The organism is Comamonas nitrativorans (genome assembly GCF_042654765.1).
GTDB classification, from domain to species: Bacteria; Pseudomonadota; Gammaproteobacteria; order Burkholderiales; family Burkholderiaceae_C; genus Comamonas; species Comamonas nitrativorans.
This window is the reverse complement of record NZ_JBHSEW010000002.1, coordinates 419,320-427,036: the sequence shown is the minus strand read 5'-3', so window position 1 is coordinate 427,036 and position 7,717 is coordinate 419,320. Positions and strand designations below refer to the sequence as shown.

Below are 7,717 nucleotides of genomic sequence, written 5' to 3'. Positions count from 1 at the left end.
AACTTCGGCCGCCGACTCAAGACGCTCAAGGGCCTGACACCTTACGAATTCATCTGCAAGCAGTGGACAGATGAGCCCGAACGCTTCACGATCAATCCTATCCATCAAATGCCGGGACTGAACATCTAAGGGGCGGGCCGCCCTGGCGCCTGATGGCGCGTAATCAGACCGCAGCGGTTGCGCCCGTCCGGGGCCGGCTGGTTGCCACACAGTTGCGCCCCTGGCCCTTGGCAGCGTAGAGGGCACGGTCGGCAGCGTCGAGCATGGCATCGGCGCTTTCATCCGGAAGGCCGTGCATGGTGTGCAGGCCGATGCTGACCGTGACGTCGCACGCGCTGGCCACGTTGGTACGCAGGCGCTCGGCCAGCACCAGGGCAGGAGCGGCGGCCGTATTGGGCAGCAGCACCAGAAATTCTTCACCGCCCCAGCGTCCGGCAATGTCCTGGCTGCGCAGGCTGTTTTGCAGAACCCGGGCCACTGCGCACAGCACCTTGTCGCCTTGCAGATGGCCGTGTTCGTCGTTCACCTGCTTGAAATGGTCGATGTCCAGTAGCAAGAGCGAAAACGTCTGATCGGCCCGGCAGGCCTGGGCGATTTGCTGCACCAGGTGCTGCTCCATCGCGCGGCGGTTGTGCAGGCCGGTCAGCTCGTCGGTATACGCCAGCTGGCGGTTGCGGGTATCGGAGCGTTCCTTGCTCATCAGCACGCTGCCCATGCCGTGGATGACCACGGCCATGCAGAACGGGTACAGCGTGAGGGCCGAGATTTCCGGGCCTACATGTTCCAGTACCAGCGGCCCGGCCCCCAGCCCGCCCATCAGCAAGGTGGTGCCCGATGCGAATAAATACTTGCTGCGCCCCGGGATGCCGGCCCAGTGCCGACGCAGTAGCCCGAAGAAGTACAGCCATTGCGCCAGCACCACCGCTGCCATGCCCCAGTGGCGCAGCGCCGGGGTGTGCAGCAGGGCGGCGTTCAGCACCAGGGCCAGCAGTACCGGCCCCCAGAGCCAGCCCGGGTGCAGCCGCTCGTCTTGAAAACGCAGCAGCCCTTGCAGCGTGAAAGCAAAGGCACTGGCCAGCAGGACGTTGGGCACGGCCACTGTCAGCCAGAGCGGGGTTTGCGAGGGCAATGCCCAGGAGGCCGCCGCCAGTCCCAGCGCTGCCATGGCCCAGGCCCAATCGAACAGTCCATCGGCGCGGTGGCGTTCGGCCACGACGAACATGCACAAAGCCAGCATGGCCGTGACCAACGCGCCCAGGAACAGGAGGGGAAGGGAATGGTGCGTCATGGTGCGATGCAGCAATGCGGTGGGCCGCTGGAGAAAGTGTCAGAAACCCTGCCAGGCGTTGCCCTGGGGAGCGGGCAGCGCGGCTGCACGCACTGCCGTGGGCCGGGGCGTGGTGCCGGTGGTGGACGCTGCCAGCTGGAACACGGCCACTGCGCTGACCAGGTCATGGGCCTGGTTGTTCAGGCTGGCGGCAGCGGCGGCCATTTCCTCGACCAGGGCGGCGTTTTGCTGCGTGGCCTGGTCCATGTGGGAGACGGCTTCGCCGATCTGGCCGACACCCTCGCTTTGCTCCTGGCTGGCGGCGCTGATCTCGGCCATCAGGTCGCGCACGCGCTCGATGGATTGCACCACTTCCTGCATGGTCTGGCCCGCATGGTCGGCCTGCGCCGTGCCTGCCTGCACGCGGCCCATGCTGGTGTCGATCAGCGTCTTGATCTCCTTGGCGGCAGCGGCGCTGCGCTGGGCCAGGGCCCGCACTTCGCTGGCAACCACGGCAAAGCCCCGGCCCTGTTCGCCGGCGCGGGCGGCCTCGACGGCGGCGTTCAGCGCCAGGATGTTGGTCTGGAAGGCAATGCCGTCGATCACGCCGATGATGTCGGCCATCTTGCTGCTGTCTTCGTGAATGCTGCGGATGGTCTCCACCACCTGCGCCACCACCTCGCCGCCCTGGGCGGCAATGCTGCTGGCGCCCTGGGCCAGCTGGTTGGCCTGGCGGGCGTTGTCGGCGTTGTGGCGGACGGTGCTGCCCAGCTCTTCCATCGAGGCGGCGGTTTCCTCCAGGCTGCTGGCCTGGCTTTCGGTGCGGGCCGACAAATCCTGGTTGCCCTGGGCAATCTGCCCGCTGGCGCTGGCTACCGATTCGCTCCCCTGGCGCACCGACAGCACCACGGCGGCCAGCTGGGTCTGCATATGCCCCAGCGTTTTCAGCAGGACGCTGATTTCATCCCGGCCTTTGACATGGATGGGGCGCGACAAATCGCCCTGTGCCATCACGTCGATCACCTGGACAGCCCGTTGCACCCCCCGCACGATCGAGGTCGAAATGACGTAGGCCACCCAGCCCATCAGCAGCAGCATTGCGCCCAGGCCCAGGGCCACTTTCCCGACATTGGCCAGGAAATCGTTGCGCAAGTCGTCGATATACAGTCCCGAACACACCACCCAGCCCCAGGGCGCGAACTTTTGCACGTAGGAGATTTTGTCCACCGGCTCGGTCTCGCCGGGTTTGGCCCAGACGTAGGTGAAAAACCCCTGGCCGCTGCTGCTCTGGCCGATGCGGGCGGCCTCCATCATCACCAGCAGGCCGTTGGCGTCACGCACGGCATCGCCGCCCTGGCCCTGCAGCTCGGGCCGGATGGGGTGCATGACCGTGGTGCCTTCCAGGTCGTTGATCCAGAAGTATTCGCCATGCCCGTAGCGCATCTTGGCAATGGCCGCTTGGGCGATGGCCTGGGCCTCGGCGCGTGACCAGGTGCCGTCGGCCTCCTGTTGCTGGGCCCAGGCCAGCACGCCGCTGGCGGTTTCCACCGCATGGCGCACGTCGATTTGCCGCTGGGCAAAGCTTTGCTGGTATTCCTCGTACACGAAGAACATGGCGATCAGCAACAGGCCGCCCAGACCGATCAGGGTCAGGATGCCGAGCTTGGCACGGATGGAAATGTGATTCAGCCAGCGTTTCATCTTTCAGCTCCAGAGAAAAGTAAATGCCAGTGCAAAGGCCAAAGGCGGGCGCGGCCAGCCCTGGCGTTCAGACGGCCAAGGGGCAGCAAGGCTGGCGCAAGGCCAGTTGTTTTTTCAAAAACCAGGGAAAGCGGGGCTGGGTGTGCCGAGATGCAGGCGCACGAGGGGCGGCAGGCACGCCGGGGACGACGACTGCCTTCCGACGGGAAGGCAAGGGGATGTGGATGTATGCGTGGCCTGAACCCGCCTGCTGGGTTGGCCTGGGAAGCGATTCCGAAGAGAGGAAAAGCGAACAATAACCCTAGGGCTGTGGGCTGTGGGCTGTGGGCTGTGGGCTGTGGGCTGTGGGCTGTGGGCTGTGGGCTGTGTCATTACAGGAGTATTATTTGTATTTTTATCAATTATATCAAATAAATAGGTTGAACTCAAGCAAGTTTAGCGTTATTTATAAATTATTTATTAATAAATAACTCAGGTATTCCCGCAGTTTGCAGTGCTTCCAAATGCCCACGCAAGTCCTGCCAGGTCAGCATGGCCGCCTCTGGCGAACCGGTATTGGCCTGCTCCTCCAGGGTACGGGCCAACTGTGCGGGCAGGGGATGGCCCAGCATGGACAGCACCGATTTCAGGCTGTGCCCCAGATGGTGCAACGCGGTGCAATCACCTTGCCGGATGGCGGCATCGCCAGCCATCAGGTCGCGGGTGAATTGCTGCAGGCACGTTTGGCGGTAGGCGGCGAACAATGCCTGGTTGCCGTTGAAAAAAGCGTGAACCGGGTCGGTTGCAGCCGCAGTATGACTGCCGGATGGATTGCCGGACAGCGGCCCGGCCAGGGCCTGCTCCACGCACTGCACCAATTGCCCCAGGGGCACCGGTTTGTGCAGCACCTGCCAGACGCCGCTGCGCCGCAATTGCTGTTCCAGCAAGGTATCGACGCCGCCGCTGAACACCACGATCAGTGGCGCAGGGCGGCGGGCCGTGGCCTGCAGCTCCTGGCACAGCGCCAGCCCCGAGCCGTCGGGCAGGTGCAGGTCGGACAGCAGCAGCTGCACCGGCAGTGTGCGCAAGAGGTCGCGGGCCTGGGCCACGCTGGCGCAGCAATGCAGTTGCAGGGGCAGCTCTTCCAGGGCCAGTTGCACGAAACGCTGGACGGAGGGGTCGTCCTCCAGCAGCAGTACGCATGGCGGGGAAGGCTGGGGGGTCATTTCGGAGCCAGGGCTTGCGCAAGCCGCAGGGGCAGCTCTTGCACCAGGTGGGGTTTGTGCACCACGGGCAGGCCGGCCAGGGCAAAGGCGTAGGGCGCCCGTTGCGCTTCGTCCAGCGAGGTGACGACGATGAGGCGGCTTTGCTGGAACTGCGGGTGGCTGCGCAGGCGGGCGATCAGGGTGGCGCCGTCGATGCCCGGCAGCAGGATGTCCACCAGCAGCAGATCGGGTTGCAATTGCCCGGCCATGGCCAAGCCGATGATGCCGTCCTCGGCGACATGCAGATCGACGTCGGGAAAATCGTGTTCCAGGACCAGACGCACGAGGTTCTGGAAGTGTGCGGAGTCTTCGATCAGCAGCACCCGGGGGCGGCGGGCTGGCGATGGGGCTGGCGTAACTTCTGCGGGCGCAGCCGCCTTGCTGCCCCGTGCAGCCAGCCATTGCTGCACCGAAGCGCGGGCGATGCGGCGGTGGCCGCCCGGGGTCTTCCATGCCTGCAATTCCCCGCGATCGACCATCAGCTGGACCGACCGCACCGCCAAGCCCAGCGCTTGTGCTACTTCGCGCGTACTGCAGTTTTCAGGAAGAGAGGAAGCAGGGGAGTGCGTCATGGTGCGAAAATTCTAGCATTCCTACTTGTTTTATTTGATAAAAGTGATAGATTAAGCAAATTGTTACCAATATGTTGCGGACGCATGTTTCCGCTGATCCGGCCCATGGGCTTGCAAACGATATTTTGACTACGGTCAAGCACGGCAAAAGGATTGCTATGTCCTCTTCACCTCTTTCTACAGCGCAACCTACGGAAGATACATTTGAGCGCCTGGGCCGTATCACGCGCCAGCTGCACGAGGCCATGACCCAGCTTGGCCTGGATCAAAGCCTGCACGCCATCGCCCAGGAGTTCCCGGACGCCCGCGACCGCCTCAGCCACGTCGGACACATGACCGAGGCCGCAGCGACCAAAGTGCTCAATCTGATCGATTGCGGCCAGCCGGACTGCCAGGCATTCAAGGCCCGCAGCCAGGATTTTGCCGAGCAGGCGCAAGTGCTGGGGCAATCGCCGGATTTGGGCGGCGCGGCCGCCCTGCTGGCCCAGGGCAGCGCCTTTGGCCATGCTGCAACGCAGTTTGCCGAGAACCAGAGCCTGCTGCTGACCGAGATCATGATGACGCAGGACTTTCAGGATCTGTCCGGCCAGGTCATCAAGAAGGTGATCGACATCATCAGCCAGACGGAGAAGCAATTGCTGGAACTGCTCATGCACAGCGCCCCGGAGCGGTTGTCTGCCGTGGTGCTTCCCAAGGCCGAACTGGCCGGGCCGCAGGTTCCCGACAAGGCGCTCAAGCAGGGGGACGTGGACGATTTACTTGCTTCTCTGGGGTTCTAGCCATGGGCACTCACACCGTAAAACGCGTTCTGATCGTCGAAGACCATGCCGACATCCGCAAGCTGGTTCGCATGACGCTGGAGTTCGAAGGCTACGAAATCCACGAAGCCACTGACGCGCAACAGGCGCAGCAGGCCGTACGCCAGTGGCAGCCCGATGTACTGGTGCTCGATGTGATGATGCCCGGTGCGATGAACGGGCTGGATGTGTGCCGCTGGGTGCGGTCGCAGCCGCAACTGAGGCGGCCTTGGGTGATTCTGCTGTCGGCCCGTGGACAGTCTCAGGATATCGAGGCCGGGATGCAGGCCGGGGCCGATGCCTATCTGCTCAAGCCATTCAGCCCGGTCAAACTGATCGAAACCGTCGCGATTGGGACATCGTTGGGGCCGGCATCGTGAGGCCCGGGCGCTGGCCGGGAAAGTGCGGGCTGCCATGAACCGGCGTTTACCGTGGCGCTGGTGGCGCCTGACGCCGGCCCAGGCGTATGCGATTGCCGCCAGTTCGTTCAGCGCCCTGGTGCTGCTGGGCGCCTGGATCACCATCGGCGGGCTGTTGCACTGGCAGTGGAAGGAAACCGTGGCCGCCGAGCTGCGCCAGAACCGCAACACGGCGCAGGCGTTCAAGGAACATACGCTGCGCATCATTGCCACCGTCGATCAGTCCATGCTGCGGATACAGGAAGGCGTGCGCGACGGCTGGCTGGACGGCCCGGCGATCGAACGCATCACCAGGGAAACGGGCATGGGGGACGACATCCTCACCCAACTCTCCTGGGTCGGGCCGGACGGGCGCCTGGTCAGCAGCAACCTCGACCCGGACGGCAGCCGCAGCGAGCATGTCGATCTGAGCGAGCGCGATCACGTGCGCGTCCACCTGCTGCCGCCGGCGCAGGTGCCGCACTTGCAGCCCAGGCTGTCCCAGGGGCTGTTCGTCAGCCAGCCGCTGGAGGGCAAAGTCTCCAGGCTCTGGACGATCCAGCTGTCCCGCAAGATCACCGCACCCGATGGCCGTCCCCTGGGGGTGGTGGTCGCCTCGCTCAACCAGAACTACTTCATGGAGGTGTACCGGGGCGTGGAACTGGGCCATTCCGGCGGGGTGGTGCTGGCCGGGCTGGATGGCGGAATCCGGGCGCGGGTCATCAACCAGCAGCGCCAGGATACCGACAAGGCGCTGCCCGACCAGCTGGTGCAGCAGCTGCGCATGCAGCCCGAAGGCGGGCTGGTTGGCCGCTCCTCCGACGGGCTGGAGCGCATCATGGGCTTCAGCCGCGTGGATGGCTATCCGCTGGTCGTCCTCACCGGCACCGCCCAGTACGAGGCGCTGGCGGCCTGGCGTGCCACGCGCAACATCGTGCTGGGGCTGACGCTGGCGCTCACGATTGCGGTGGTGGCTTTTGTGGTCATATTTTTAGGCAGCGTGCGGCGGCTGGCGTACAGCGAGGCCCGGGCGCAGCAGGCCAGCCAGGCGAAAAGCGAATTTCTCGCCGCCATGTCGCACGAGCTGCGTACCCCGCTGACCAGCATCCGCGGCTTTGCCGAGCTGCTGGAGCTGCGCAGCAAGGAAGAACGCACCCGCGAGCAGGCCACCCTGATCCGCCAGGGGGCCGAACACCTGAATGTCTTGCTGACCGACATCCTCGATCTGGCCAAGATCGAGGCCGGGGCCATGTCCGCTTACCTGGAGCCGGTGGAGTTGCGCCCGCTGCTGGTCGAAGCCACGCACCTGTTCTACGCCAGCGCAGCGGCCAAGGGGCTGGCACTGGTGTTCGACAGCAGCGCGGTTTTTCCGGGCAACGTGCTGACCGACCGGGTCAAGCTCAAGCAGATCGTGCACAACCTGCTCTCCAACGCCATCAAGTTCACCCGCGAAGGCAGCGTCACGCTACAGGTCGGTTGCAGCTCTGGCGGCCGGACCTGGTATCTGCAGGTGCGCGATACCGGCTGCGGAATCGCCCCCGAGCTGCACGAGAAGGTGTTTGAAAAATTCAGCCAGGGCAGCGCCCAGGTGAGCTACGAACACGGCGGCACCGGACTGGGGCTGGCCCTGTCGCGCACCCTGGCGCAATTGCTGGGCGGCAGCCTGACGCTGCAATCGGCCCCCGACGCAGGCACGGTGGTGACGCTGGAGCTGCCGCTGAGCCAGGGCTGAACTGAA

General features: G+C 64.6%; 7 protein-coding genes and 1 pseudogene. 4 read left to right on the top strand and 4 right to left on the bottom strand.

Going from position 1 to position 7,717, the window contains the following annotated elements; translation table 11 throughout:
* A pseudogene (locus ACFO3A_RS04410) lies at positions 1-129 on the top strand (IS481 family transposase); the annotation flags it as partial.
* Positions 130-163: 34 nt separating this feature from the next.
* Here the strand turns inward: ACFO3A_RS04410 and ACFO3A_RS04405 are convergent.
* The 4 genes from ACFO3A_RS04405 to ACFO3A_RS04390 form a co-directional block, all read right to left on the bottom strand.
* Positions 164-1,288: a GGDEF domain-containing protein gene (locus ACFO3A_RS04405; RefSeq protein ID WP_377724316.1), complete on the bottom strand. Its 1,125-nt coding sequence runs from the start codon at positions 1,286-1,288 to the stop codon at positions 164-166.
* A 39-nt stretch (positions 1,289-1,327) separates the two neighbouring features.
* Entirely contained in the window at positions 1,328-2,968 is a 1,641-nt protein-coding gene (locus ACFO3A_RS04400; RefSeq protein ID WP_377724314.1) for a methyl-accepting chemotaxis protein, read from the bottom strand.
* 452 nt (positions 2,969-3,420) lie between these two features.
* A complete protein-coding gene (locus ACFO3A_RS04395; protein WP_377724312.1) occupies positions 3,421-4,173 on the bottom strand; it encodes an Hpt domain-containing response regulator in 753 nt (250 codons plus the stop codon).
* The gene (locus tag ACFO3A_RS04390; RefSeq protein ID WP_377724310.1) at positions 4,170-4,784 is read right to left on the bottom strand and encodes a response regulator; all 615 of its coding nucleotides are present in this window, start codon (positions 4,782-4,784) and stop codon (positions 4,170-4,172) included. The genes ACFO3A_RS04395 and ACFO3A_RS04390 overlap by 4 nt, the downstream gene beginning before the upstream one ends.
* Positions 4,785-4,942: 158 nt before the next feature.
* Here ACFO3A_RS04390 and ACFO3A_RS04385 point away from each other — a divergent pair, with 158 nt between their 5' ends.
* Genes ACFO3A_RS04385 through ACFO3A_RS04375 form a run of 3 tightly spaced genes read left to right on the top strand, consistent with a single transcriptional unit; the run spans position 4,943 to position 7,711 of the window.
* Positions 4,943-5,563 (top strand): protein phosphatase CheZ, encoded by a 621-nt coding sequence (locus tag ACFO3A_RS04385; RefSeq protein WP_377724309.1) that lies wholly within the window; start codon positions 4,943-4,945, stop codon positions 5,561-5,563.
* 2 nt (positions 5,564-5,565) lie between these two features.
* Positions 5,566-5,961 (top strand): response regulator transcription factor, encoded by a 396-nt coding sequence (locus ACFO3A_RS04380; RefSeq protein WP_377724307.1) that lies wholly within the window; start codon positions 5,566-5,568, stop codon positions 5,959-5,961.
* Positions 5,962-5,995: 34 nt separating this feature from the next.
* Positions 5,996-7,711: a sensor histidine kinase gene (locus ACFO3A_RS04375; protein ID WP_377724305.1), complete on the top strand. Its 1,716-nt coding sequence runs from the start codon at positions 5,996-5,998 to the stop codon at positions 7,709-7,711.
* Positions 7,712-7,717: the final 6 nt, after the last annotated feature.